Source organism: Aggregatibacter sp. oral taxon 513, assembly GCF_018128305.1.
GTDB classification, from domain to species: Bacteria; Pseudomonadota; Gammaproteobacteria; order Enterobacterales; family Pasteurellaceae; genus Aggregatibacter; species Aggregatibacter segnis_A.
Genome location: NZ_CP072381.1, coordinates 135250 through 159546 on the forward strand (window position 1 = coordinate 135250; position 24297 = coordinate 159546).

Below are 24297 nucleotides of genomic sequence, written 5' to 3' on the forward strand. Positions count from 1 at the left end.
TGTGCGGTCGGCATGGTTGATGAATGATTATGCCGATCTGCTAACTTCGATATTGACGAGGAGTCTGCTATGGAAGCGTCTAATAAAAAAAAGGTCTTTAATTTCCCATCAGCGTTCACGATTTTATTCTTCATTTTAATCCTTGCGGTGGGATTAACATGGGTTATTCCTTCCGGTTCCTATTCTAAGTTGACCTATAATACGACCGAAAAAGTCTTTGTAGTAAAAGCTTATGGTGAGCAAGATAAAACTTATCCTGCTACGGAAGAAACCTTAAATAATCTTAATATCAAAATTAAACTCTCCAATTTCACCGAAGGGGTGATCAAAAAACCGATTGCCATTCCGGGCACTTATCAACGTATTGAACAACATTACAAAGGTATCAAAGATATTCCTATCAGCATGGTGGAAGGAACCATCGAAGCGGTGGATGTGATGGTGTTCATCTTCGTGTTGGGCGGTATGATTGGTGTAATTAATAGAACAGGGTCATTTAATGCAGGGCTCATGGCACTAGCACGGCGCACGAAAGGCAATGAATTTATGATTGTATTTAGTGTTTCCGTGTTGATGGTGTTAGGCGGTACAACTTGTGGTATCGAAGAAGAAGCCGTTGCGTTTTACCCTATCTTGGTGCCGGTATTTTTAGCGCTGGGGTATGATGCCATCATTTGTGTTGGTGCAATCTTCTTGGCTTCCTCTATGGGGACAGCGTTTTCCACAATTAACCCATTCTCAGTGGTTATCGCGTCTAATGCTGCCGGTATTCAATTTACTGAAGGGATTGGATTCCGTGCCATTGGTCTCTTGTTAGGGGCAACTTGCGTTATTGCTTACTTATATTGGTATGGTAAGAAAGTAAAAGCGGATCCGAGTTTTTCCTATACTTATGAAGATAGAGAAGAGTTTTATCATCGTTATATGAAAAACTTTGACCCAAATACCGTGGTTGAATTTACCTTAAGAAGAAAACTGATCTTAATCCTCTTCTGTATTGCTTTCCCAATCATGATTTGGGGGGTAATGGCTGGCGGTTGGTGGTTCCCACAAATGGCTGCTTCTTTCTTGTCCATCACAATTATCATCATGTTTATCAGTGGCTTGAAAGAAAAAGATATTGTGGAATCCTTTACCGAAGGGGCTTCCGAATTGGTCGGTGTATCCTTGATTATCGGTTTGGCGCGTGGTGTAAACTTAGTGCTTGAACAAGGTATGATTTCCGACACCATTTTGGACTACATGTCTAACCTTGTAAGTGGTATGCCGGGTAGCGTCTTTATCCTCGGTCAATTAGTGGTCTTCATCTTCTTAGGCCTTATCGTGCCATCTTCTTCCGGTTTGGCAGTGCTTTCCATGCCAATTATGGCACCGCTTGCGGACGCAGTGGGTATTCCGCGTGATATCGTGGTTTCTGCCTATAACTGGGGTCAATACGCCATGTTGTTCTTGGCACCGACCGGTTTGGTGTTGGTGACATTACAAATGTTGCACATTCCATTTAATAAATGGGTGAAATTTGTGATGCCGATGATTGGCTGCTTATTGGTCATCGGGGCAATCCTACTGGTTGTTCAAGTCTCCTTATATAGCGTTTAACATCAATTTTAATAAAGGCCACCTATATCACAGTTTTTTATAGGTGGCCTTGTTATAATGCGCACGCGTTTTCTTTCCTAAAAAAGGATTTTTTATGTTTAAGAAATTATTCGATAACATTGATACGCGCATTTTAAAGGCTTTACAGCGCAACGGGCGCTTACAAAATAATGAGCTCGCCAAAGAAATCGGGCTATCAAATTCCGCTTGTTTGCGTCGAGTAAACCATTTAGAAGAAAGCGGTGTTATCGATGGTTATACGGCGTTATTGAATCCTAAAAAATTAAACCGCAATTTACTTGTTTATGTGCAGGGTATATTTTTTGAAGAAGATCCTGCCCTCAAAGAGCGGTTCATTTTTGAAGTAAAATTGATTCCGCAAATCACAGAATGTCATTTGATGGCAGGAAGTTACGATTTTATTTTAAAAATGCTGGTATCTGATTTGGATGAATTTCACGCCATAAAAACCAAATATTTGACCAAAGAGATCGGCATTAAAACGTTAAAGTCGGAAGTGTCGCTAAAAACCATTAAATACACTACCGAATTGCCTTTGTAATTCTCTGCTTCATTAATAAAGTGCGGTCGTTTTAGAAAACGTTTTTAAAATTCACCGCACTTTATCAATGTAAAAAGTAATAAAAGGCTTGCAGTTCAGGCTGGGTTTTAGTAGAATTCACGGGCTTTAATTATAGAAGCCGTTTAATGTAATCATTTATTAAACGGGTATTACGATATGTAATACTAACAATGTCTCCGATTTGGGGACTATATAACAGGTAGCTTGCACCTCCTTTTCTTGTTGTTTTGATGTAAGAATTGTGATGGTGTTAGTTTTTTTATTAGCTAAATTTATTGGAGCTCTGGTCTCATGCAGAACCAAAGAATCCGTATCCGCCTTAAAGCGTTTGATCATCGTTTGATTGATCAATCCACAGCGGAGATCGTTGAAACAGCTAAACGTACCGGTGCGCAAGTGCGTGGTCCGATTCCTTTACCAACTCGTAAAGAGCGTTTCACAGTATTGATTTCTCCACACGTAAACAAAGATGCGCGTGATCAATATGAAATCCGTACTCACAAACGTTTAGTTGATATTGTTGAGCCAACAGAAAAAACTGTTGATGCTTTAATGCGTTTAGACTTGGCTGCCGGCGTTGACGTGCAGATCAGCCTAGGTTAATTAAGAGGTTATTACAATGATTGGTTTAGTCGGTCGTAAAGTCGGTATGACCCGTATCTTCAATGAAGATGGCGTGTCTGTACCGGTTACCGTTATCGAAATCGAAGCCAACCGCGTAACTCAAGTTAAAACTCTTGAAAACGATGGCTATACTGCAGTTCAAGTTACCACTGGCTCTAAAAAAGCAAGTCGTGTAACGAAGCCTGAAGCGGGTCATTTCGTGAAAGCTGGCGTTGAAGCTGGTCGCGGTTTATGGGAATTTCGTACTGAAGGTGAAGAATTCACTTTAGGTCAAGAAATTAACGTTGACATCTTTGCAGATGTTAAAAAAGTTGATGTTACCGGTACTTCTAAAGGTAAAGGTTTCCAAGGTGGTGTTAAACGTTGGAACTTCCGTACTCAAGATGCTACCCATGGTAACTCTTTATCACATCGTGTTCTCGGTTCTATTGGTCAAAACCAAACTCCGGGTCGTGTGTTTAAAGGTAAAAAAATGGCAGGACACTTAGGTGCTGAGCGTGTAACCGTTCAATCCCTTGAAGTTGTTCGTGTAGATGCTGAGCGTAAATTGTTATTAGTAAAAGGTGCCGTTCCAGGTGCTACTGGTAGCGATGTTATCGTTAAGCCGGCAGTTAAAGCATAGGTCTAGGAGATAGAGATGGAATTACAAGTTGTTGGTGCTAATGCACTCACTGTTTCTGAAACTACCTTCGGCCGTGAGTTTAACGAAGCGTTGATTCACCAAGTTGTTGTTGCTTATGCAGCAGGTGCTCGTCAAGGTTCTCGTGCACAAAAAACTCGTGCTGAAGTGTCCGGTTCAGGTAAAAAACCTTGGCGTCAAAAAGGTACAGGTCGTGCTCGTTCCGGTGATATTAAATCACCAATTTGGCGTTCTGGTGGTGTCACTTTCGCAGCGAAACCACAAGATCACAGCCAAAAAGTGAACAAGAAAATGTACCGTGGTGCAATCAAAAGCATTCTTTCCGAGCTTGTTCGTCAAGATCGTTTAGTTGTTGTTGATAAATTTGAAATTGATGCACCAAAAACCAAAGTATTAGTACAAAAATTAAAAGAATTAGCACTTGAAGATGTGTTAATCATCACAGCAAGTTTAGATGAAAATCTGTTTTTGGCAGCACGTAACTTATACAAAGTAGATGTTCGTGATGCTCAAGGTATTGATCCGGTAAGTTTAATTGCTTTCGATAAAGTAGTTGTAACTGTGGATGCTGTGAAGCAAATTGAGGAGATGTTAGCATGAGTCAAGAACGTTTGCTAAAAGTGCTTAAAGCACCACATGTCTCTGAGAAAGCAACAAATAACGCTGAGAAGTCAAACACAATCGTTTTCAAAGTCGCTTTAGATGCGAATAAAGTAGAAATTGCTAATGCAGTAGAGCAACTTTTTGAAGTGAAAGTGGATTCTGTTCGTACCGTTGTGGTGAAAGGTAAAACTAAACGCCGTGGTGCTAAGATGGGACGTCGCAGTGACTGGAAAAAAGCTTATGTTACACTTCAAGAAGGACAATCTTTGGACTTCGTTGAAGGTGCAGCAGAGTAATTACGGAGGAGTAGAAGATAATGGCTATCGTTAAATGTAAGCCGACCTCCGCTGGTCGTCGTCATGTTGTTAAAGTTGTTAATCCTGAGTTGCATAAGGGTAAACCTTTTGCTGCGCTTTTAGATACTAAATCTAAAACCGGTGGTCGTAACAACTATGGTCGTATTACTACTCGTCACATCGGTGGCGGTCACAAACAACACTATCGTTTAATTGATTTTAAACGTAATAAATTAGACATTCCTGGTGTTGTTGAGCGTTTAGAATACGATCCGAATCGTTCTGCAAATATTGCTTTAGTGCTGTATAAAGATGGTGAACGTCGTTATATCTTAGCACCAAAAGGTTTGGCTGCAGGTGATCAAATCCAAGCGGGTGCACATGCGCCAATTAAAGTTGGTAACTCATTACCAATGCGTAATATCCCGGTTGGTTCTACCGTACATAATGTTGAATTAAAACCAGGTAAAGGCGGTCAAATTGCTCGTTCAGCTGGTGCTTATGTACAGATCATTGCCCGTGAAGGTAATTATGTGACTTTACGTCTCCGTTCTGGCGAGATGCGTAAAGTGTTAGCTGAATGTTCTGCCACCATTGGTGAAGTAGGCAACTCAGAGCATATGCTTCGCGTATTGGGTAAGGCCGGTGCTAACCGCTGGAGAGGTGTACGCCCTACAGTTCGTGGTACTGCAATGAACCCAGTAGATCACCCACACGGTGGTGGTGAAGGTCGTAACTTTGGTAAACACCCAGTAACACCTTGGGGCGTTCAAACTAAAGGTAAGAAAACTCGCCATAACAAACGTACTGATAAATATATCGTACGTCGTCGTGGTAAATAATTTTAATTAAATAAGAGGATAAGCCATGCCACGTTCTCTCAAGAAAGGTCCTTTCCTTGACCTACACTTGTTGAAGAAGGTAGAGAAGGCGGTGGAAAGCGGGGATAAAAAACCAATTAAAACTTGGTCCCGTCGTTCAATGATCATTCCATCAATGATTGGATTGACCATCGCAGTCCATAATGGTCGTCAGCATGTTCCTGTTTATGTTTCTGATGAAATGATCGGTCATAAATTAGGCGAATTTGCACCGACTCGTACTTACCGCGGTCACGCTGCGGACAAGAAAGCTAAGAAGTAAGGGGTAAAAGATGGAAACTATTGCAAAACATCGTTACGCTCGCACTTCAGCGCAAAAAGCTCGCTTAGTTGCGGATTTAATCCGTGGCAAGAAAGTTGCTCAAGCTCTAGAAATTCTTACTTACACGAATAAAAAAGCATCTGCTTTAGTGAAGAAAGTTCTTGAGTCAGCGATTGCTAATGCTGAGCACAATGACGGTGCAGATATCGATGATCTTAAAGTTGCGAAGATTTTCGTAGATGAAGGTCCAAGCATGAAACGTGTTATGCCACGTGCTAAAGGTCGTGCAGATCGTATTTTAAAACGTACAAGCCACATTACTGTGGTTGTGTCAGATCGTTAATCGTAGAGGAATAACAATGGGTCAAAAAGTACATCCACATGGTATTCGCCTAGGTATTGTAAAACCTTGGAGCTCTACTTGGTTTGCGAATACACAAGACTTCGCTGACAATCTTGAAGGCGATTTCAAAGTACGTCAATTCTTAAACAAAGAATTAGCGAATGCTTCCGTTTCACGTATCACTATTGAACGTCCTGCGAAAAGTATTCGTGTTACTATTCACACAGCTCGCCCGGGTATCGTCATTGGTAAAAAAGGCGAAGATGTTGAAAAATTGCGTAATGCAGTGGCAAAAATTGCCGGCGTTCCTGCTCAAATCAACATTGCTGAAGTGAAAAAACCTGAATTAGATGCAAAATTAGTTGCAGACAGCATCGCTTCACAATTAGAACGTCGTGTTATGTTCCGTCGTGCTATGAAGAAAGCGGTACAGAATGCAATGCGTTTAGGCGCTAAAGGTATCAAAGTTGAAGTTAGCGGTCGTTTGGGCGGTGCTGAAATTGCTCGTTCTGAATGGTATCGTGAAGGTCGTGTGCCTCTACATACATTGCGTGCGGACATCGACTATAACACTGCAGAAGCTCATACTACATACGGCGTAATTGGCGTTAAAGTATGGATCTTCAAAGGTGAGATTCTTGGTGGAATGGCTGCGCTAGCGCAACCGGAACAACAACCTGCCGACAAGCCTAAAAAGGCTCCGCGCGGTAAAGGTCGTAAGTAAGGAGAATCGCTAAATGTTGCAACCAAAACGTACAAAATTCCGTAAAGTTCACAAAGGCCGTAACCGCGGTATCGCGGGTGGTACAGATGTTAGCTTCGGTACTTTCGGTTTAAAAGCAGTTGGTCGTGGTCGTTTAACTGCGCGTCAAATTGAAGCCGCTCGTCGTGCGATGACTCGTGCAGTAAAACGTCAAGGTAAAATCTGGATTCGTGTATTCCCAGATAAACCAATTACTGAAAAACCACTAGAAGTCCGTATGGGTAAAGGTAAAGGTAACGTTGAGTACTGGGTAGCCTTAATCCAGCCGGGTAAAGTTCTCTATGAAATGGATGGTGTGTCTGAAGAGATCGCAAGAGAAGCATTTGCATTAGCAGCTGCTAAATTGCCAATTAAGACCACTTTCGTAACTAAGACGGTGATGTAATGAAAGCTCAAGAACTACGTACAAAAAGTGTTGAAGAGCTGAATGCTGAATTGGTTAACTTGTTAGGTGAGCAATTCAAGTTGCGTATGCAAGCAGCCACCGGTCAGCTTCAACAAACCCATCAGTTAAAACAAGTGCGTCGTAGTATTGCACAAATTAAAACTGTTCTAACCGAAAAGGCGGGTGAGTAATGACTGATAAAATTCGTAGCGTGCAAGGTCGTGTAGTAAGTGACAAGATGGAGAAATCTTTCGTTGTTGCTATTGAACGCAAGGTTAAACACCCACTTTATGGTAAGTTTATCCGTCGCACAACTAAACTACATGTGCACGATGAAAATAACGAAGCTAAATTAGGTGATTTAGTAGAAGTTCGCGAATGTCGTCCGATTTCTAAAACTAAGTCATGGACTTTAGTTCGTGTAGTTGAGAAAGCAGTGATTGCTTAATTAACAACAAAAAGTAATAAAATAAAAGCCAATAGCGTAAAGTTATTGGCTTTTCATTTTTTAAACGCTTGAAATTTTGACCGCACTTCTGTTTTCTCACATAAGCATAAGAGTGAGATGAGATTTTACTAACTGGAATTTTTTCCTATAAGTTAATTTTTAGAAATAAAATCCCGTTGCTTTTTGTATCTAATTTTGCTAAACTCCGCCACCTCTCCGTCATATACATTTATTTAATGTGTATTTTCGGAAGGTTCGTCCCGCAAGGGTAGTTTTTTAATTTAACGGAGCACTAATATGATCCAAGAACAGACTATGCTGGATGTTGCTGATAACTCAGGGGCTCGTAGCGTAATGTGTATCAAGGTTCTAGGTGGATCGCACCGTCGTTATGCTGCTATTGGCGACATCATCAAAATTACCGTAAAAGAAGCAATTCCACGTGGTAAAGTGAAAAAAGGTGATGTGTTAAAAGCAGTTGTTGTGCGCACCAAGAAGGGTGTTCGTCGCCCAGATGGGGCAGTTATTCGTTTCGATGGTAATGCCTGTGTAATTTTAAATAATAACACCGAGCAACCAATCGGTACTCGTATTTTTGGACCGGTGACTCGTGAACTTCGTTCTGAGAAATTCATGAAGATCATTTCTTTAGCTCCAGAAGTACTGTAAGGAGAATGTAATGGCTGCAAAAATCCGTCAAAATGATGAAGTAATTGTGCTTACCGGCAAAAGCAAAGGTAAGCGCGGTAAGGTAACAAAAGTGTTATCTAACGGTAAGGTGATTGTTGAAGGCGTAAATATCATCACTAAACATGAAAAACCGGTACCTGCATTAGGTAAAGAAGGTGGTTTAGTGAAGAAAGAAGCTGCAATTGATGTATCAAACGTTGCAATTTTCAACCCAACAACAAATAAAGCTGACCGAGTAGGTTTTAGATTCGAAGACGGCAAAAAAGTACGTTTCTTCAAATCTAACAATGAAATTATTTAACAAACTGGAGTAATGCGATGGCGAAACTGCATGATTACTACAGAGATCAAGTAGTAAATGAATTGAAAACTAAATTCAACTACTCATCTGTCATGCAAGTCCCACGAATCGAAAAGATAACCCTAAATATGGGTGTGGGTGAAGCATTGACCGATAAAAAATTGCTAGATAATGCAGTAGCAGATTTAGCAGCGATTAGCGGTCAAAAACCTTTGGTTACTAAAGCTCGCAAGTCTGTTGCAGGCTTTAAAATCCGTCAGGGATATCCAATCGGTTGTAAAGTAACACTACGTGGTGAACGTATGTGGGAGTTCTTAGAACGTTTAATTACAATTGCTGTTCCACGTATTCGTGACTTCCGCGGTTTAAGCGCGAAATCATTTGATGGTCGTGGAAATTACAGTATGGGTGTGCGTGAGCAAATCATCTTCCCTGAAATCGACTACGATAAAGTAGATCGTGTACGTGGTTTAGATATTACTATTACCACAACAGCTAAGAATGATGAAGAAGGTCGAGCACTATTGGCTGCCTTTAATTTCCCATTCCGTAAGTAAGGCAGGTTGCAAATGGCTAAACAATCAATGAAAGCACGCGATGTAAAGCGCGTCAAATTGGCTGAAAAATTTTATGCGCAACGCGTAGAATTGAAAAAAATTATTTCTGACGTTAATGCCTCTGACGAAGATCGTTGGAATGCCGTGATGAAGTTACAAACTTTACCACGTGACTCTAGCCCTAGTCGTCAACGTAACCGTTGTCGTCAAACTGGACGTCCTCACGGCGTTCTTCGTAAGTTTGGTTTAAGCCGTATTAAGGTTCGTGAAGCTGCTATGCGCGGTGAAATCCCAGGCCTTAAGAAAGCTAGCTGGTAGTATGCCACTTTAATTTGGAATCGGAGTAAAAGCACAATGAGTATGCAAGATCCTATCGCAGATATGTTGACCCGTATTCGTAACGGTCAAGCTGCGAATAAAGTTGCGATCAGTATGCCTTCATCCAAGCTAAAAGTTGCAATTGCCAATGTATTAGCTAGCGAAGGTTATATCGAAAGCGTTAAAGTAGTTGAAGGTGTAAAACCTGAATTGGAAATTACATTAAAATATTTCCAAAATAAACCGGTTGTAGAGAGTATTCAGCGTGTAAGTCGCCCAGGTCTTCGTATTTACAAACGTAAAGACGAATTACCGAAAGTAATGGGTGGTTTAGGTATTGCTGTAGTATCTACATCTAAAGGTGTAATGACTGACCGTGCAGCTCGTCAAGCGGGTTTAGGCGGTGAGATCATTTGTTATGTAGCTTAATGGAGAGGTAGGAAAATGTCTCGTGTTGCAAAAGCACCTGTTAGTATTCCTGCCGGTGTTGAGGTAAAACTTAACGGACAGTTACTAACAATTAAAGGTAAAAATGGTGAGTTGTCTCGCTCTATTCATCATTCAGTAGAAGTTAAGCATGAAAATAATGAATTAACATTTTCACCTCGCGAAGGTATTGAAGGTGGTAATGCTCAGTCAGGTACTGCTAGAGCATTAGTTAATTCCATGGTTATCGGTGTGACTGAAGGATTTACAAGAAAACTACAATTAGTAGGTGTAGGTTATAGAGCTCAAATTAAGGGAAATGCTGTTGCTTTAAGTCTTGGATTTTCTCACCCTGTTGAGCATGTTTTACCTGCAGGAATTACTGCTGAGTGTCCTTCTCAAACTGAAATTGTTTTGAAAGGCTCAGATAAACAGTTGATTGGTCAAGTTGCTGCAGATATTCGTGCTTATCGTCGCCCTGAACCGTATAAAGGTAAAGGGGTACGTTACGCTGATGAAGTGGTACGTATTAAAGAAGCTAAGAAGAAATAATTAAGGTAACACTATGGATAAGAAATCAGCTCGTATCCGTCGTGCGGCTCGTGCGCGTCATATGATGAGAGAACAGGGAGTAACTCGTTTAGTTATTCATCGTACTCCACGTCATATCTACGCTCAGGTTATCGCACCAAACGGTTCGGAAGTGCTTGCTGCTGCTTCTACTGTTGAGAAAGTAATTAGTGAGCAAGTGAAATATACCGGAAATAAAGAAGCAGCCGCTGTTGTCGGTAAAGTTGTTGCGGAAAGAGCATTAGCAAAAGGCGTTAAAGACGTGGCTTTTGATCGTTCTGGTTTTAAATATCATGGCCGTGTCCAATCTTTGGCGGATGCTGCTCGTGAAGCTGGTCTACAGTTCTAATTGAGGTAATTTGAGATGTCAAACATCGAAAAACAAGCTGGTGAACTGCAAGAGAAGCTAATTGCGGTAAACCGCGTATCTAAAACTGTGAAAGGTGGTCGTATCATGAGTTTCACTGCGTTGACCGTAGTGGGCGATGGTAATGGCCGTGTCGGTTTTGGATATGGCAAAGCGCGTGAAGTTCCTGCAGCTATTCAAAAGGCAATGGAGAAGGCGCGTCGTAATATGATCAATGTAACTTTAACTGAAGGAACATTGCAGCACCCTGTTAAGGGTGTCCATACAGGTTCTAGAGTATTTATGCAACCTGCTAGTGAGGGTACCGGTATCATTGCCGGTGGTGCAATGCGTGCTGTGTTAGAAGTTGCTGGCGTACGTAACGTATTGTCAAAGGCTTATGGTTCAACTAACCCAATCAATGTTGTTCGTGCAACTATTGATGCTTTAGCAAATATGAAATCACCAGAAATGGTTGCTGCTAAACGTGGTAAATCAGTTGATGAAATTTTGGGGTAATTAATAATGGCTAAAACTATTAAAGTAACGCAAGTTCGTAGTTCTATTGCTCGTTTACCGAAGCATAAAGCTACGCTACGTGGTCTTGGTCTTCGCCATATGCATCATACTGTTGAGTTAATTGATACTCCGGCAGTACGTGGAATGATTAACCAGATTTCATATATGGTTAAAGTGGAGGAGTAATAGATGCGTTTAAATACTCTATCTCCGGCTGAAGGTGCTAAGCATAGTGCTAAACGTCTTGGTCGTGGTATCGGTTCTGGTTTAGGTAAAACCGGTGGACGTGGTCATAAAGGTCAAAAATCTCGTACCGGTGGCGGTGTTCGTCGCGGGTTTGAAGGTGGTCAAATGCCTTTATATCGTCGTTTACCTAAATTTGGTTTTACTTCAATGAAGTCTGCAGTAACAGCAGAAGTTCGTTTAGATGACCTAAACAAAATTGAAAATGGCATTGTAACTTTAGAGACACTAAAAGCAGCTAATATTTTAACTAAGGATATTCAGTTTGCTAAGGTAATTTTAGCTGGTGAAGTTAAAGTTAAGTTAGTTGTTCGTGGATTACGTGTTACTAAAGGCGCTAAAGCAGCTATTGAGGCTGTTGGCGGTTCAATTGAGGAATAATTAATGGCTAAGCAACCAGGCTATCAAACGAGAAGTGTTCAAGACGGTAAAAGTGAACTGAGAAGCAGATTATTATTTGTTCTTGGAGCGCTTATTGTTTTCCGTATTGGTTCGTTCATTCCGGTTCCTGGTATAGATGCAGCTGTGTTAGCTCAATTAATTGAACAGCAAAAAGGCACCATCATTGATATGTTTAATATGTTCTCTGGTGGTGCATTGAGCCGAGCTTCTATTTTTGCTTTGGGCATTATGCCTTATATCTCGGCATCAATTATTATTCAGTTGTTAGCATCGGTTCATCCAGCACTTGCTGAGTTAAGAAAGGAAGGTGAATCTGGTCGTCGTAAAATTAGTAAGTATACCCGTTATTCTACGGTTGTTCTTGCTACCTTGCAGGCGGTTGGTATTTCAACGGGTTTACCTAACATGCTACCAGGCCTAGTTCCGAATCTTGGGTTTGGGTTCTATTTTACTGCCGTGATTAGTTTAGTTACAGGAACTATGTTTTTAATGTGGCTAGGCGAGCAAATTACAGAGCGTGGTATTGGGAATGGCATTTCTTTAATTATTTTTGCTGGTATTGTGGCAGGATTGCCTGCTGCTGTAGGTCAAACAATTGAGCAAGCTCGTCTTGGTCAGATGCATTTTCTTGTTCTTATATTAATTGCTGTAATTGTCTTCGTAGTTACTTATTTTGTTGTTTTCGTAGAACGGGGGCAAAGAAGAATTAAAATTGAGTATGCTAAACGCCAACAAGGTAGACAAATCTTGGGGGGACATACGACTCATCTTCCATTAAAAGTGAATATGGCAGGTGTTATCCCAGCAATTTTTGCATCAAGTATAATTCTTTTCCCAGCAACATTAACTCAATGGGTTGGGCAAGGGTCAAGCTTAGAATGGCTAACTGATTTATCAATGTTATTGCATCCTGGACAACCTTTATACTTGATTGTTTATGCTACTGCAATTATCTTCTTTAGCTTTTTCTATACTGCAATGCAATATAATCCTAGAGATACAGCAGATAACTTGAAAAAATCAGGTGCATTTATACCTGGAATTAGACCTGGGGAACAAACATCTCGGTATATCGATAAAATTATGACTAGATTAACTCTTATTGGTGGTCTATATGTCACATTTGTTTGTTTAGTTCCTTATATCATGACATCAGCTTGGAATGTGCAGTTTTATTTTGGCGGTACCTCCTTGCTAATTGTTGTGGTGGTCATTATGGATTTCATCGTTCAGATTCAGAGTCATTTGATGTCTACAAAATATGAATCTGCGTTGAAAAAAGCAAACCTCAAAGGTTTTGGACAATAGTCCAATTATTAAAAAGGATAAGCAATGAAAGTTCGTGCTTCCGTTAAGAAATTATGTCGTAACTGTAAGATTGTTAAACGCGAAGGTGTTGTTCGTGTACTTTGTAGCGATCCTAAGCATAAGCAACGTCAAGGTTAGTTGATATTTTTCTTGCAAAGAACAGGTTGGGTATATATACTACCCAACTCATTTATTTCCTTGACGCTCTGTTTGAGTATCCTGAAAACGGGCTTTTCAAGATCAGAGTGTCAACTAATTAACAATAGGAGTGCATAGTGGCCCGTATTGCAGGCATTAACATTCCTGATCATAAACACGCTGTAATCGCTTTAACTGCAATTTACGGTATTGGCAAAACCCGCTCAAAAAGCATTTGTGCTGCTGCAGGTATTGCTGAAGATGTTAAGATCAGCGAATTGTCTGAAGAGCAGATTGACAAACTGCGTGACGAAGTTGGTAAATTTACCGTCGAAGGGGATTTACGTCGTGAAGTAACACTTAACATTAAACGCCTATTAGATTTAGGTTGTTATCGTGGTTTACGTCATCGTCGTAGTTTACCGGTACGTGGTCAACGTACTAAAACTAATGCGCGTACCCGCAAGGGTCCTCGTAAGCCGATCAAAAAATAGTCGGGGTAAATTAAGATGGCAAAAACACCAGTTCGTGCACGTAAACGTGTAAAAAAACAAGTTGTAGATGGCGTTGCACATATTCACGCATCTTTCAATAACACAATCGTTACTATAACTGATCGTCAAGGTAATGCCCTCGCTTGGGCTACCGCAGGTGGTTCAGGTTTCCGTGGTTCTCGTAAATCCACCCCGTTTGCTGCACAGGTTGCTGCTGAACGTTGTGCTGAAGTTGTAAAAGAATTCGGCTTGAAAAACTTGGAAGTTATGGTAAAAGGACCTGGTCCTGGTCGTGAGTCAACTATTCGTGCATTAAATGCGGCAGGTTTCCGTATTACGAATATTACTGATGTGACTCCGATTCCTCATAACGGTTGTCGTCCACCGAAAAAACGTCGTGTTTAATGACGTTATAGGATAGTTGGAGAAAGAAAATGGCAAGATATTTGGGTCCTAAACTCAAGCTAAGCCGCCGTGAAGGTACTGATTTATTTCTTAAATCAGGCGTTCGTGCGATTGATTCAAAATGTAAAATTGATACTGCGCCAGGTCAACATGGTGCACGTAAGCCACGTTTATCTGACTATGGTAGTCAGTTACGTGAGAAACAAAAAGTTCGCCGTATGTACGGTATTTTAGAACGTCAATTCCGTAATTACTACAAAGAAGCAAATCGATTAAAGGGTAATACAGGTGAAAATCTATTAGTATTACTTGAGGGTCGATTAGATAATGTAGTTTATCGTATGGGATTTGCAGCAACTCGCGCTGAAGCTCGCCAGTTAGTGAGCCATAAAGCTATCGTTGTTAATGGTCGTGTGGTAAACATCCCATCTTTCCAAGTTTCAGTTGATGATGTGATCGCTGTTCGTGAAAAATCTAAAAAACAAGCACGTATTAAAGCATCATTAGAATTAGCAGAACAGAAAGAAAAACCAACTTGGTTAGAAGTTGATGCTGCTAAAATGGAAGGTGTATTCAAACGTGTTCCTGAGCGTTCTGATTTATCAGCAGACATTAATGAACATCTGATCGTTGAGCTTTATTCTAAATAATAGAGCTTAGAAGCAAAGAGAGGATAAAATGCAGGGTTCTGTTACAGAATTTTTAAAACCACGTTTAGTTGACATTGAGCAAACTAACTCAACTCAAGCTAAGGTGATCTTAGAGCCTTTAGAGCGTGGTTTCGGTCATACTCTAGGAAATGCATTACGTCGAATTCTTTTATCTTCAATGCCAGGTTGTGCTGTTACTGAAGTAGAGATTGATGGTGTACTGCATGAATATAGTAGTAAAGAAGGTGTACAAGAAGATATTATCGAAGTGCTATTAAACTTAAAAGGTTTAGCTGTAAAGGTACAAAATAAAGATGATGTTCTTTTGACACTTAGTAAGTCTGGAATTGGCCCTGTTGTTGCTGCAGACATTACCCATGATGGTGATGTTGAAATTGTAAATCCTGAACATGTCATTTGCCATTTAACAGATGAGAATGCGTCAATTAATATGCGTATTCGTGTCCAACGTGGTAGAGGATATGTTCCAGCATCTGCTCGTACTCAGAATCAAGACGAGGATCGTCCAATTGGACGTTTATTAGTGGATGCTTGTTATAGCCCAATTGACCGTATTGCTTACAATGTTGAAGCAGCACGTGTTGAACAACGTACCGATTTGGATAAGTTGGTTATTGAGCTAGAAACAAATGGTACTATTGATCCTGAGGATGCGATTCGTCGTGCAGCAACAATTTTAGCAGAACAGCTTGATGCATTCGTTGATTTGCGTGATGTTCGTCAGCCTGAAGTTAAGGAAGAGAAGCCTGAATTCGATCCGATTCTGCTTCGTCCTGTTGATGACTTAGAGTTGACAGTTCGTTCTGCTAACTGTTTGAAAGCAGAAACAATTCACTATATCGGTGATTTAGTACAACGTACAGAAGTTGAGTTGTTAAAAACACCTAATTTGGGTAAAAAATCACTTACCGAAATTAAAGATGTGCTCGCTTCAAGAGGCTTATCACTAGGTATGCGCCTTGAAAATTGGCCACCAGCAAGTATTGCTGAAGACTAGTTTGGTCGTAGGTTAAAGATTTTTCTGAGAAGGATAAGGTTATGCGCCATCGTAAGAGTGGTCGTCAACTAAACCGTAATAGCAGTCATCGTCAAGCGATGTTCCGTAATATGGCAAGTTCTTTAATTGGTCATGAGATCATTAAAACAACTTTGCCTAAAGCAAAAGAATTACGTCGAGTAGTTGAGCCGTTAATTACTTTAGCAAAAGTAGACACTGTGGCAAATCGCCGCTTAGCTTTTGCTCGTACACGCAATATTGAAACTGTTGCAAAATTATTTAATGAATTAGGTCCACGTTTTGCTCAGCGTGCTGGTGGTTACACCCGCATTCTTAAATGTGGTTTCCGTGCAGGCGATAATGCACCAATGGCTTACATTGAGTTAGTTGATCGTCCGGAAGTTTCTACTGAAGAAGCTGTAGCGGAATAAGATTTTAATTTATTAACTAAAAAGGTCGAATGGCAACATTCGACCTTTTTTATTTTTAAAGAGTTATAGGCTTAAAATATCGTAATATATCACTCTTATTTAGTTCTCTTTCTAACCCATAAATCTGCGTATTTTACAAAAGTAGAGTGTGCAGAAAGAATTGCTAATAATAATCCTGCCTTGCCATCCAAGAAACCTAATCGAATAAAATACATTTTTACAAAACAACCGATAGCATGGGTTATGCCTTGCCATAAGGTGGCTTTTTTACCCGCTTTTTCTCGTTGCTCTGCCCATGCTTTGGCATAGCCGGCAGATTTGACTAAGTAATGATGAATATCTTGATAAGTGTAATGAAGCAAATCGCCATTTAATTTTTGAATCTCGGCATTGGCAGGCAATTCAACTTTTTCATGCACTAATTGATCTCCATAGTGGGCGAAATCTGTGCGGTAAAGACGAATGACATAATCGGGATACCAGCCGGAGTAGCGAATTTGGCTACCGAACACTTCGCTTAAACGCGGGATTTTGTATGCTGTATTTGGTACATCTTGTGCTATTGCATTTTGAATAGATTGGCGTAATTCTGGTGTGACTCGTTCGTCTGCATCTAACCATAGTACATAATCACTGGTGACATGTTGTTGAGCCAATTGGCGTTGTTTACCAAAGCCAGGCCAATCAATATTCTGGTAAAATTTTGCGCCGTATTGCTCGGCGATACGTTGTGTATCGTCTGTACTGCCTGAGTCTAAAATGATGATTTCGTCTACCCAATCTTTCACCGTATCTAAACAAGATGTGAGGTGATGGGCCTCATTTTTGACAATCATTGCAACACTGATAGTAGGCATGTTTTTATCCTTTGTGAATCTGTTGCAAACGCTTATACTAAGCGCTTGTTTATCATTATTAATTTTCGCAATTCTATCATAAGCCGGCGTATTTTCTATGTTACGTTTTTTTTATACCTGTGTAATGTATCTTGCCCAGCCATTTTTGTGGTTGTCACTGCTGGTTGGTAGTATGAAAGCATCTAATTCCCGTAAACGTTTGAGTGAACGTTATGGCTTGTATTGTAAGTTCTCCTCGCCTAAACCTAATGGTGTGCTTATTCATGCCGCTTCTGTGGGAGAGGTCATCGCTGCAGTGCCACTGATTAAGCGTATTCAGCACGATTATTCGGATTTGCCGATTACCGTCACGACTATGACACCTACCGGTTCTGATCGCGTTAAAGCGGTTTTTGGAGAAAGTGTTACTCATGTTTATTTGCCTTATGATTTACCTGATGCCGTTGCACGCTTTATTCGTTTTGTGCAGCCAAGTTTAGTCGTGGTGATTGAAACGGAACTTTGGTTTAATCTGATTCACCAACTGGCGAAAAAACAAATTCCATTTGTTATTGTGAATGCTCGCTTATCAGCACGTTCTACCAAGCGTTATGGTTGGTTTAAAAAGGCATTAAAACCGCTTTTAGAGAATATTACTTTAATTGCTCCGCAAGATGAGGTGAGTTTATCGCGTTACGCTCAATTAGGGATTGCGCCAGAACGCTTAAAATTGACCGGCAACATTAAATACGATTTAAATTTAACAGACGATTTATTGGTTAACATTTCGGCATTAAAAAACCAATGGAATACTGGTCGTCCTATTTGGATTGCGGCGAGTACCCATGAAGGCGAGGATGAAATCATCTTAAAAAGCCACCGCACTTTACTGCAGCGCTTTCCCGATTTATTGCTGATTTTAGTGCCACGCCATCCTGAGCGTTTTAATTCTGTTGCACAGCTTATTGAACAACAAGGTTTTAATTATACACGTCGTAGCGGATATTTGATTCCACAGGCAGAAACGCAAGTAGTACTCGGTGATACGATGGGTGAGCTGATGTTGCTATACGCCATGGCAGATGTTGCCTTAGTTGGCGGGAGTTTAGTAGCACATGGCGGGCATAATCCGTTGGAGCCGTTAGCGTTTAAGTTGCCGGTAATTAGTGGTAAACATACCTTTAATTTTCCTGAAATCTTTACTAAGTTGGAACAACGTCAAGGTGTGTTAATGACGGAAGAAAATCCTCAAGCCGTGGCAGAGGCTGTCGCACAGTTTTTAGAATCACCGACGCTTAGCCAACGTTATGGTAATGCGGGTTATGCCGTATTAAATGAAAATCGCGGTGCGTTGCAACGAGTGATGGATTTGTTAAAACCTTATTTGAATGAGGCAAACTAAATGACAACGGTAATTTATCCCGGTACTTTTGACCCCTTAACTAATGGCCATTTAAATATTATTGAGCGAAGTGCGGTGCTTTTTTCTCACGTTTTGGTAGCCGTAGCCGAAAGCCCAAGTAAGAAACCGTTATTCAGTTTGGCGGAGCGGGTAGAGTTGGTACATCAATCAACAGCGCATTTGCCAAATGTTGAAGTGATTGGGTTTAATAATTTATTAGCGGACACCATTGCGGAATATCATGTCAAAGCGATTATTCGCGGTGTGCGTAGTACGACAGATTTTGAATATGAAGTTCAGTTAGCCCATCTTAACCGTTTGTTGACGCATGGTGTTGAGAGCCTATTTTTTCCGCCGGTCGAACAATGGTCTTATGTGTCTTCTACGATGATTCGAGAAATTTATCTTCATAACGGCGACATGAGCCAACTTGTTCCGCCGGCCGTGTTAAAGGCGTTGCAGCATAAACGAGAGTTAGGTGTGTAGGCATCTGTAACTTGCTATGTCACTAGTGCATGCATTTTGCCGGCACTAGCATTTTCTCCTTAGCTTGAATATCCCTTGAGTAAATCCCGCCAATTCTGTTCATCAAACTGAATGTGCATTCGTTCCACTTCCTTAGTAAAGGAACGATGTAATCGTTGTAAGTTTGCGTCTTTCCAAAAACTTCCGGATTTTTCACCGCACTTATCGAAGTCGATGAGCCAGAATTGGTTGTCGCTTTCGTTTTGTTGAAACAGAATATTATGGGCATTGAGGTCAGTATGGCAGATTTGCAAATCGTGTAAGCGGCGAATAAGTCTACCGATTTCTTGCCATTGTTTGGGTTCAAGGGCATGATGTTGTAAAAGTGCGGTCAGATCTTGGGCATTTTCTACTTTTTCACTTAATAAATCGGCTTGATAACAAATACCTAAATTACCCTTACGCACCCGAGCCCCAATCGGTTTCGGCACCGGTAAACCAGCTTGATGTAATTGATTGAGTAGGTTGAATTCCGCCATGCTGCGAGTATGGTTCAAATCGTTGAAGCGATAACGATCTTTGTTGATTTTTCCCCACAAGCCACCACGATAATAATGTCGTAATGCCGTGTTTACGCCAAATAAATCTGCGGTTTGGAGAAACCACGTAGTACCACGCCCTTTGGCGGAGCCGATAATGCGATGGTGTTGTTGCCAAAATGTTGGATTAAAAAACAGATCTTGGTTTGCCAGCTGTTGATCAAAATTAAAGAGAAAAAAGTCGTTTTTGAGTTGAAATTCAAGCATTTTAAGTGATGAAAATGAGATAGCAGATAGGCGCATTCTACTTTAAAATAAGCCGATTCCCAAGTTTAACCGAGATAACAAATCCCCATGGCACTTTTCTCCCAAGCACCTCAATCTCTCTGCATTCTACGTTTATCCGCTATCGGTGACGTTTGTCATGCGTTAGCGGCAGTGCAACATATTCAACGTTATTGGCCGAACACCCAAATTACGTGGATTATTGGTAAAACGGAAGCTCAGTTATTTCGCCATGTGTCGGGCATTGAATTTATTGTGTACGATAAAAAGAGCGGTTGGCGTGGTGTGTGGGATTTATGGCGGCAATTGAAACATCGTCGATTTGATGCACTTTTGAATATGCAAACAGCCTTTCGAGCCTCTATTTTATCTCTCGGAATCCATGCGAAATACCGTATTGGTTTCGGTAAGCAACGGGCACGAGAAGGGCAGTGGTTGTTTACGAATCAACGAATTCATGATCCTGCTAAGCCGCATGTATTAGACGGGTTTATGGCATTTGCCGACTATCTTGGTGTTCCCTCGTCTCAACCTCAGTGGGATTTACCTGTGACGGAAGCGGATTTAACAGCCGTGCGAGAATATCTTGATCCGCATCGCAAAAATCTGCTGATGTCACCTTGTTCCAGCAAAAAAGAAAAAGACTGGCTGGTGGAACGTTATGCTGCAGTGGCAAATTGGGCACATCAACATGATATCAATGTGATTTTATGCAGCTCACCCGCGCCACGTGAATTGGCGATGATTGAGGAAATAAAAACCTTATGCAATTTTGCTCCTGTCGAGGTCGCAGGTAAGTTAACGTTAACCCAACTTACCGCATTAATTCGTGAAGTAGATTTAGTGATTTCACCGGATTCCGGTCCAGCGCATATTGCTACAACACAAGGGACACCTGTTATTGGGCTATATGCCTACCATAATCCGCTCCGCACGGGACCTTATCGCAATTTAGACAATGTGGTTTCCGTGTATGAACAAAATGCACAAAAAGAATACGGCAAACCTTCAGTGCAATTACCTTGGGCAACCAAGTTAAAAGGGCAAAATTTGATGGCTCAAATTGAAGTGAAAGAGGTGGTTAAACAAATGGAAGCCCTTCTCTTGCCGTAAAAGTTCGGTGGTTTTTCATCTTGTTTTTTATAAAAAAATCGGCACCTATAAAAGGTGCCGATGATATAAAGTTCCTAATAAATAAAGTTAGTCTTTTTGTGTATTATAAGCTTCTAATGCACGCAAAGAATAGGTGTAAGCGGCACCGGCATTGAGTGCGATTGACATCGCTAAGGCTGCTGCCACTTCTTCTTCGGTTGCGCCGGCTTTAACCGCTTCGGCTGCGTGTACGCCGATACAGCTTTCGCAACGGGTGGTGACGGCCACTGCAAGGGCAATTAATTCACGGGTTTTGGCGTCCAATACATCGCCTTCTGCCGCTGCTGCGCTTAGTGCGCCGTAGGCTTGTAACATTTTCGGGTGTTTTTTACCTAATTCGCCGAATGATTTTTTTACATGGGCAACATCATTTTTCCAATCTGCAAACATTTTGTTCTCCTTAAATATGTTTAAAATGTGTTCTGAATTTCGGAACAAATTATAGGCGAATTCTTGTATCATACTTGCCAATTCGTCTTAACTTTTATACTTAAAATCTCATTATGGATTGTTTAGATAAACTTATTCAGTTAGCGCAGGTCAGCGGAGAAGTGAACGTCCGTTGTTTATTTCAGGGTGATTGGCAGGTGCAGCAGGACGTTGGTGAAAATCAATATGTCGGCATTTTTCATTTGATTGAACAAGGGAATTGTTGGTTGAGTTTGGAAAATCAACAGATTCATTTGCAAGCGGGCGATGTCTTTTTTCTTCCACAAAATCGACCGCACTTGATTACCAGTCAAACGCAACAGGCGGCAATGAAAACAGTGCCAATGCTCGCAACACCACAAGAAAACCAGACGGATTTATTTAAGGTTTATCATATTGGGCGGAATTCCCCAGATTTGAAAATGTTTTGCGGCATGTTGTATTACAGTCGTCCGTCGTTGTTAATAGAGGCGTTGCCTACATATTTGCATTTGTCTTTGCATGATACGCCGTTGTTAGCACTGATTCAGGTGCTACAACAGGAGGCGAACAAAACGCAAAGTGGGGCGAAATCTTTGATTGATTCACTGGTCACGGTGCTGTTTATTTATATTTTGCGCCACGGATTGCAATCAACTCAGTTAAATCAAGGCGTGTTGGCGGGGTTGCAAGATAAACGCTTGAGTCATGTGCTGGCACAGTTATTAAGTGCACCGCAACAAGCATGGAATATGGATTCTTTGGCCGAGTTGGCGGCAATGTCGCGGGCGAATTTTATGCGGGTGTTTCAGCAAAAAATCGGTATGGCACCGGGTAAATTTTTAACTCAGCTTCGTCTTCAACAAGCGGCGTTATTATTAAACCAAAGCCAGAAAAGTGTATTGGCGGTGGCGTTAGACGTGGGCTATCAATCGGAAGCGCATTTTAGCAAGGCTTTTAAAAGCGCTTACGGTATGAGTCCAAGCCAATACCGTAAACGTGTCTCCCTTTAGTATGGGTTGAAGACAATTTAGGCTATAATATGCCACAGTTTGTGGGCAACATCGAATAAGGTTGCCCTTTGTTTTTAAGGAAAGATGATATGTTAAATAAAATTTTTAGTTGGTTTGAGAATCGCTTGAACCCCTATCCCGACCAATCGCCGAAAACACCGGAAAACGGTTTGTTCCGCTTTATTTGGTCGAGTATCGACGGCATGAAAGGTTGGATTTTGCTGTTAGCAGTGCTGACGATTGGCAACGGCGTGATGGAAGCCATGTTGTTCCAATTTATGGGCTTGTTGGTGGATTGGTTGGGGGCTTATACATCGACAACCTTATGGCAGGAAAAAGGCCATTTACTCATGGGAATGGGAGGCTTGTTAATCTTCAGCATTATTTGGTTGTTTTTAGCCTCCTCCGTGCGTCTACAAACCTTACAAGGCGTGTTCCCAATGCGCCTGCGTTGGAATTTTCATCGTCTGATGTTGGGGCAAAGTTTAAGTTTTTACCAAGATGAATTTGCCGGACGAGTTTCCGCGAAAGTGATGCAAACCGCTCTTGCGGTGCGCGATACGGTGCTCACTATCGCCGATATGTTGGTTTATGTGGTGGTGTATTTTGTGACCTCAGGCTTAGTGTTAGCCTCATTAGATAGTTGGTTTCTCGTACCTTTCTTTGTTTGGATTGTGCTGTTTATCACCATTTTGCGTTTGTTAATTCCCCGTCTTTCCAAAACGGCGCAACGTCAGGCAGATGCCCGTTCATTAATGACGGGGCGAATCACTGACGCCTATTCCAATATTGCCACCGTAAAATTGTTTTCTCATGGTGCTCGTGAAGCGGGTTACGCTAAGCGTTCCATGGAAGAATTTATGGTGACGGTGCACGCCCAAATGCGTTTGGCAACCTCGCTAGACAGCTTAACCTACATCAATAATGTCGTGCTGATTTTAAGTACCGCGATCATTGGTGTATTGCTATGGCAACAAAGTTTAGTCGGTGTTGGCGCGATTGCTACATCTACGGCAATGGCATTGCGCGTTCACGGTTTGTCCCGTTGGATTATGTGGGAATCGGCACGCTTGTTTGAAAATATCGGTACGGTAAATGACGGTATGAATACGCTGACCAAGCCGCAGACCATTTTGGATAAACCGAATTGCCCACCGTTAAATGTCACGCGCGGTGAGATTAAATTTAACGACCTAAGTTTTGCCTACGATCCGGCAAAACCTTTGTTGAGCCATTTTAATTTAACCATCAAACCGGGTGAAAAAGTGGGGTTGATTGGGCGTTCCGGCGCGGGTAAATCCACGATTGTGAATTTGCTGTTACGCTTTTATGAAGCACAGCAAGGCACTATCACCATTGACGGGCAAAATATCATGGACGTGCAACAAGAAAGCCTGCGCAGTCAAATCGGCTTGGTGACGCAAGATACGTCGTTATTGCACCGTTCCGTGCGTGATAATATCGTGTACGGCAGACCAAGTGCCACCGAGCAGGAAATGTTTGATGCGGCGGAGCGTGCCGAAGCGGCGGATTTTATTCCATTTTTAAGCGATGCGCAGGGACGCAAGGGGTATGATGCGCACGTTGGTGAACGTGGCGTGAAACTCTCCGGTGGGCAACGCCAGCGTATCGCCATCGCCCGCGTGATGTTGAAAGATGCGCCGATTTTGTTATTGGACGAAGCCACCAGTGCTTTGGATTCTGAAGTGGAAGCGGCGATTCAGGAAAGTTTGGATAAAATGATGGAAAACAAAACCGTTATTGCTATCGCGCACCGTTTATCCACGATTGCCGCGATGGATCGTCTGATTGTGTTGGATCACGGACAAATCGTAGAACAAGGCACACATGCCGAATTACTCGCACAAAACGGTCTCTATGCCAAATTATGGCAGCACCAAAGTGGTGGCTTCTTGAGTGGGCACACAGATTAAAAATACCTTCTAAAACGACC

Annotated in this window: 38 protein-coding genes; 35 read left to right on the forward strand and 3 right to left on the reverse strand. The window is 41.5% G+C overall.

What is annotated here, in order from left to right; genetic code table 11:
- The first annotated feature begins 69 nt into the window (after positions 1-69).
- From J5A60_RS00695 to rplQ, 30 genes are all read left to right on the forward strand, one after another.
- Positions 70-1599 (forward strand): YfcC family protein, encoded by a 1530-nt coding sequence (locus tag J5A60_RS00695; RefSeq protein WP_212510244.1) that lies wholly within the window; start codon positions 70-72, stop codon positions 1597-1599.
- Between the two features lie 94 nt (positions 1600-1693).
- Positions 1694-2161 (forward strand): Lrp/AsnC family transcriptional regulator, encoded by a 468-nt coding sequence (locus tag J5A60_RS00700; protein WP_212510245.1) that lies wholly within the window; start codon positions 1694-1696, stop codon positions 2159-2161.
- Positions 2162-2473: 312 nt separating this feature from the next.
- Positions 2474-2785 (forward strand): 30S ribosomal protein S10, encoded by a 312-nt coding sequence (gene rpsJ / locus J5A60_RS00705; RefSeq protein WP_001181005.1) that lies wholly within the window; start codon positions 2474-2476, stop codon positions 2783-2785.
- 16 nt (positions 2786-2801) lie between these two features.
- Positions 2802-3428 carry a 50S ribosomal protein L3 gene (gene rplC / locus J5A60_RS00710; RefSeq protein WP_005704440.1) on the forward strand — a complete coding sequence of 209 codons (627 nt, stop codon included), beginning with the start codon at positions 2802-2804 and terminating at the stop codon, positions 3426-3428.
- Positions 3429-3443: 15 nt separating this feature from the next.
- The gene (gene rplD / locus J5A60_RS00715) at positions 3444-4046 is read left to right on the forward strand and encodes a 50S ribosomal protein L4 (RefSeq protein WP_005556240.1); all 603 of its coding nucleotides are present in this window, start codon (positions 3444-3446) and stop codon (positions 4044-4046) included.
- Entirely contained in the window at positions 4043-4345 is a 303-nt protein-coding gene (gene rplW / locus J5A60_RS00720) for a 50S ribosomal protein L23 (RefSeq protein WP_005701885.1), read from the forward strand. Before rplD ends, rplW begins: the two co-directional genes overlap by 4 nt.
- Before the next feature lie 20 nt (positions 4346-4365).
- On the forward strand, positions 4366-5187 hold the full coding sequence (gene rplB / locus J5A60_RS00725; RefSeq protein ID WP_005701883.1) for a 50S ribosomal protein L2: 822 nt from the start codon (positions 4366-4368) through the stop codon (positions 5185-5187).
- 25 nt (positions 5188-5212) lie between these two features.
- Complete coding sequence (rpsS, locus tag J5A60_RS00730; RefSeq protein WP_005539416.1) at positions 5213-5488, forward strand: 30S ribosomal protein S19; 276 nt, start codon at positions 5213-5215, stop codon at positions 5486-5488.
- A gap of 10 nt (positions 5489-5498) precedes the next feature.
- On the forward strand, positions 5499-5831 hold the full coding sequence (rplV, locus tag J5A60_RS00735) for a 50S ribosomal protein L22 (protein WP_005539363.1): 333 nt from the start codon (positions 5499-5501) through the stop codon (positions 5829-5831).
- Between the two features lie 16 nt (positions 5832-5847).
- A complete protein-coding gene (rpsC, locus tag J5A60_RS00740; protein ID WP_005715746.1) occupies positions 5848-6555 on the forward strand; it encodes a 30S ribosomal protein S3 in 708 nt (235 codons plus the stop codon).
- 13 nt (positions 6556-6568) lie between these two features.
- The gene (gene rplP, locus J5A60_RS00745) at positions 6569-6979 is read left to right on the forward strand and encodes a 50S ribosomal protein L16 (RefSeq protein WP_212510246.1); all 411 of its coding nucleotides are present in this window, start codon (positions 6569-6571) and stop codon (positions 6977-6979) included.
- A complete protein-coding gene (rpmC, locus tag J5A60_RS00750) occupies positions 6979-7170 on the forward strand; it encodes a 50S ribosomal protein L29 (protein ID WP_005539356.1) in 192 nt (63 codons plus the stop codon). The genes rplP and rpmC overlap by 1 nt, the downstream gene beginning before the upstream one ends.
- Positions 7170-7427 (forward strand): 30S ribosomal protein S17, encoded by a 258-nt coding sequence (rpsQ, locus tag J5A60_RS00755; RefSeq protein ID WP_005539352.1) that lies wholly within the window; start codon positions 7170-7172, stop codon positions 7425-7427. Before rpmC ends, rpsQ begins: the two co-directional genes overlap by 1 nt.
- Before the next feature lie 297 nt (positions 7428-7724).
- A complete protein-coding gene (gene rplN, locus J5A60_RS00760) occupies positions 7725-8096 on the forward strand; it encodes a 50S ribosomal protein L14 (protein ID WP_109128314.1) in 372 nt (123 codons plus the stop codon).
- 10 nt (positions 8097-8106) lie between these two features.
- Entirely contained in the window at positions 8107-8418 is a 312-nt protein-coding gene (gene rplX, locus J5A60_RS00765; RefSeq protein ID WP_005548785.1) for a 50S ribosomal protein L24, read from the forward strand.
- Positions 8419-8435: 17 nt separating this feature from the next.
- Positions 8436-8975 carry a 50S ribosomal protein L5 gene (rplE, locus tag J5A60_RS00770; protein WP_005715751.1) on the forward strand — a complete coding sequence of 180 codons (540 nt, stop codon included), beginning with the start codon at positions 8436-8438 and terminating at the stop codon, positions 8973-8975.
- A 12-nt stretch (positions 8976-8987) separates the two neighbouring features.
- Positions 8988-9293, forward strand: a complete 306-nt coding sequence (gene rpsN / locus J5A60_RS00775; RefSeq protein WP_005715753.1) for a 30S ribosomal protein S14 — start codon at positions 8988-8990, stop codon at positions 9291-9293.
- A 36-nt stretch (positions 9294-9329) separates the two neighbouring features.
- The gene (gene rpsH, locus J5A60_RS00780; RefSeq protein ID WP_005715755.1) at positions 9330-9722 is read left to right on the forward strand and encodes a 30S ribosomal protein S8; all 393 of its coding nucleotides are present in this window, start codon (positions 9330-9332) and stop codon (positions 9720-9722) included.
- A gap of 15 nt (positions 9723-9737) precedes the next feature.
- Positions 9738-10271: a 50S ribosomal protein L6 gene (gene rplF, locus J5A60_RS00785; protein WP_005715756.1), complete on the forward strand. Its 534-nt coding sequence runs from the start codon at positions 9738-9740 to the stop codon at positions 10269-10271.
- A 13-nt stretch (positions 10272-10284) separates the two neighbouring features.
- Entirely contained in the window at positions 10285-10638 is a 354-nt protein-coding gene (rplR, locus tag J5A60_RS00790; protein WP_048750160.1) for a 50S ribosomal protein L18, read from the forward strand.
- A 15-nt stretch (positions 10639-10653) separates the two neighbouring features.
- Positions 10654-11154 (forward strand): 30S ribosomal protein S5, encoded by a 501-nt coding sequence (gene rpsE / locus J5A60_RS00795; protein ID WP_005715763.1) that lies wholly within the window; start codon positions 10654-10656, stop codon positions 11152-11154.
- Positions 11155-11160: 6 nt separating this feature from the next.
- Positions 11161-11340 (forward strand): 50S ribosomal protein L30, encoded by a 180-nt coding sequence (rpmD, locus tag J5A60_RS00800; RefSeq protein WP_005715766.1) that lies wholly within the window; start codon positions 11161-11163, stop codon positions 11338-11340.
- 3 nt (positions 11341-11343) lie between these two features.
- Positions 11344-11778 carry a 50S ribosomal protein L15 gene (gene rplO, locus J5A60_RS00805; protein WP_005715768.1) on the forward strand — a complete coding sequence of 145 codons (435 nt, stop codon included), beginning with the start codon at positions 11344-11346 and terminating at the stop codon, positions 11776-11778.
- Between the two features lie 3 nt (positions 11779-11781).
- Positions 11782-13107, forward strand: a complete 1326-nt coding sequence (gene secY, locus J5A60_RS00810) for a preprotein translocase subunit SecY (protein ID WP_005715771.1) — start codon at positions 11782-11784, stop codon at positions 13105-13107.
- Positions 13108-13131: 24 nt separating this feature from the next.
- Entirely contained in the window at positions 13132-13245 is a 114-nt protein-coding gene (gene rpmJ / locus J5A60_RS00815; RefSeq protein WP_005548767.1) for a 50S ribosomal protein L36, read from the forward strand.
- Between the two features lie 137 nt (positions 13246-13382).
- On the forward strand, positions 13383-13739 hold the full coding sequence (gene rpsM, locus J5A60_RS00820; RefSeq protein WP_005548758.1) for a 30S ribosomal protein S13: 357 nt from the start codon (positions 13383-13385) through the stop codon (positions 13737-13739).
- Between the two features lie 15 nt (positions 13740-13754).
- Positions 13755-14144 carry a 30S ribosomal protein S11 gene (gene rpsK / locus J5A60_RS00825; RefSeq protein WP_005701868.1) on the forward strand — a complete coding sequence of 130 codons (390 nt, stop codon included), beginning with the start codon at positions 13755-13757 and terminating at the stop codon, positions 14142-14144.
- Positions 14145-14173: 29 nt separating this feature from the next.
- The gene (gene rpsD / locus J5A60_RS00830) at positions 14174-14794 is read left to right on the forward strand and encodes a 30S ribosomal protein S4 (protein WP_048750159.1); all 621 of its coding nucleotides are present in this window, start codon (positions 14174-14176) and stop codon (positions 14792-14794) included.
- A gap of 28 nt (positions 14795-14822) precedes the next feature.
- Positions 14823-15812: a DNA-directed RNA polymerase subunit alpha gene (gene rpoA, locus J5A60_RS00835; protein ID WP_212510247.1), complete on the forward strand. Its 990-nt coding sequence runs from the start codon at positions 14823-14825 to the stop codon at positions 15810-15812.
- Positions 15813-15853: 41 nt separating this feature from the next.
- Positions 15854-16243, forward strand: coding sequence for a 50S ribosomal protein L17 (gene rplQ / locus J5A60_RS00840; RefSeq protein WP_048750157.1), 390 nt, complete (start codon positions 15854-15856; stop codon positions 16241-16243).
- 95 nt (positions 16244-16338) lie between these two features.
- Here the strand turns inward: rplQ and J5A60_RS00845 are convergent, their stop codons facing one another.
- The gene (locus J5A60_RS00845) at positions 16339-17100 is read right to left on the reverse strand and encodes a glycosyltransferase family 2 protein (protein WP_212510248.1); all 762 of its coding nucleotides are present in this window, start codon (positions 17098-17100) and stop codon (positions 16339-16341) included.
- Positions 17101-17197: 97 nt separating this feature from the next.
- On the opposite strand from J5A60_RS00845, the gene waaA reads away from it, so the two are divergent.
- Positions 17198-18481 carry a lipid IV(A) 3-deoxy-D-manno-octulosonic acid transferase gene (gene waaA / locus J5A60_RS00850; protein WP_212510249.1) on the forward strand — a complete coding sequence of 428 codons (1284 nt, stop codon included), beginning with the start codon at positions 17198-17200 and terminating at the stop codon, positions 18479-18481.
- Positions 18482-18967, forward strand: coding sequence for a pantetheine-phosphate adenylyltransferase (gene coaD, locus J5A60_RS00855; RefSeq protein WP_212510250.1), 486 nt, complete (start codon positions 18482-18484; stop codon positions 18965-18967).
- Between the two features lie 59 nt (positions 18968-19026).
- Here coaD and J5A60_RS00860 read toward each other — a convergent pair whose 3' ends face one another.
- Positions 19027-19752 (reverse strand): 3-deoxy-D-manno-octulosonic acid kinase, encoded by a 726-nt coding sequence (locus J5A60_RS00860; protein ID WP_212510251.1) that lies wholly within the window; start codon positions 19750-19752, stop codon positions 19027-19029.
- Positions 19753-19839: 87 nt separating this feature from the next.
- On the opposite strand from J5A60_RS00860, the gene J5A60_RS00865 reads away from it, so the two are divergent.
- Positions 19840-20883 carry a glycosyltransferase family 9 protein gene (locus tag J5A60_RS00865; protein WP_212510252.1) on the forward strand — a complete coding sequence of 348 codons (1044 nt, stop codon included), beginning with the start codon at positions 19840-19842 and terminating at the stop codon, positions 20881-20883.
- Positions 20884-20970: 87 nt separating this feature from the next.
- Here J5A60_RS00865 and J5A60_RS00870 read toward each other — a convergent pair whose 3' ends face one another.
- Entirely contained in the window at positions 20971-21312 is a 342-nt protein-coding gene (locus J5A60_RS00870; RefSeq protein ID WP_032997740.1) for a carboxymuconolactone decarboxylase family protein, read from the reverse strand.
- Positions 21313-21425: 113 nt separating this feature from the next.
- On the opposite strand from J5A60_RS00870, the gene J5A60_RS00875 reads away from it, so the two are divergent.
- Together J5A60_RS00875 and J5A60_RS00880 are read left to right on the forward strand one after the other, a co-directional pair.
- On the forward strand, positions 21426-22343 hold the full coding sequence (locus J5A60_RS00875) for a cupin domain-containing protein (protein WP_212510253.1): 918 nt from the start codon (positions 21426-21428) through the stop codon (positions 22341-22343).
- A gap of 89 nt (positions 22344-22432) precedes the next feature.
- Entirely contained in the window at positions 22433-24277 is a 1845-nt protein-coding gene (locus J5A60_RS00880; protein ID WP_212510254.1) for an ABC transporter ATP-binding protein, read from the forward strand.
- The last annotated feature ends 20 nt before the right edge of the window (positions 24278-24297 follow it).